1 protein-coding gene is annotated in these 1,151 nt (G+C 47.7%); it reads left to right on the plus strand.

What is annotated here, in order from left to right; genetic code table 11:
• On the plus strand, positions 1 to 1,151 hold a 1,151-nt coding region (locus tag ERL59_RS20645), incomplete at both ends, for a condensation domain-containing protein (RefSeq protein WP_235929988.1).

Genomic DNA, 1,151 nt, shown 5'->3' on the forward strand with positions numbered 1-1,151 from the left:
TATCGTCTGCAAGGCGCACTGAATGTCGTTGCGTTAGAGCAAAGTTTTCGTGAAATTGTGCGGCGACATGAGAGCTTGCGTACCATTTTCCAGAAAGATGAAAATGAAGAAGCAGTGCAAGTAATTCTGCCAGAGCCAGACTTTATACTTGACGTGGTGAATATGGAGGAGAGTGGAGAAACAAGCGAGCAGCAGCAGCCAGTGCAAATCGAAGCGGAAGCAAAGCGTCCTTTTGATTTGGCAGCAGGCCCATTATTTCGAGCCACCTTATATCGATTAGGAGAGCAGGAGCATGGTTTACTGCTTAACATGCATCATATTGTATCGGATGGTTGGTCACAAGGCGTGTTGATTCAAGAGTGGAAAACGTTATACACCGCCTTTGTCAACCAAATGCCATCACCGCTGGCAGAACTGAGTATACAATATGCAGATTATGCTCATTGGCAGCGGGAGTGGCTGCAAGGAGAGGCACTTCAAGAACAGCTTACGTACTGGAAAACCCAACTCGGAGGAGAACTTCCGATATTGGAGTTGCCGTATGATCATCCGCGAGCTGCCGTACAGCGCTATGAAGGGGATACTGAGCGTTTTACACTTTCACCTGCGTTGACGAAAAAGCTGACACAGCTCAGTCAGCAAACAGGCAGCACCTTGTTTATGACTCTGTTAGCGGCCTTCCAGACGTTCATGATGCGTTATTCGGGACAAGAAGATGTGATCGTAGGGACTCCGATTGCCAATCGAACCCAAGCAGAGACAGAGAAATTAATCGGCTTCTTTGTTAATACACTGGCACTGCGTACGAACTTAGAAGGAAATCCAAGCTTTAATGAGCTGTTGGAAAGAGTACGAGAAGTGACCTTGGGAGCGTATGGGCATCAGGATATACCGTTTGAGAAATTAGTGGAAGAATTACAGCCGGAGCGAGATCAGAGCCGTTCGCCGCTGTTCCAAGTGATGTTTGTACTGCAGAATGCACCGGAGGAGAAGCTGGAGCTTCCTGGTGTGCAGGTCCATGTAGAAGGTGTGAATACAAGAGAAGCCAAGTTTGATCTGACCTTATCCATGGCAGAGAGCGAACAAGGATTAATCGGGGCGATGAATTACAATACGGGCTTGTTTGATGCAGCGACAATTGCACGGATGGT

This window comes from Chengkuizengella marina, from assembly GCF_009910845.1.
Lineage (GTDB): Bacteria > Bacillota > Bacilli > Paenibacillales > KCTC-33759 > Chengkuizengella > Chengkuizengella marina.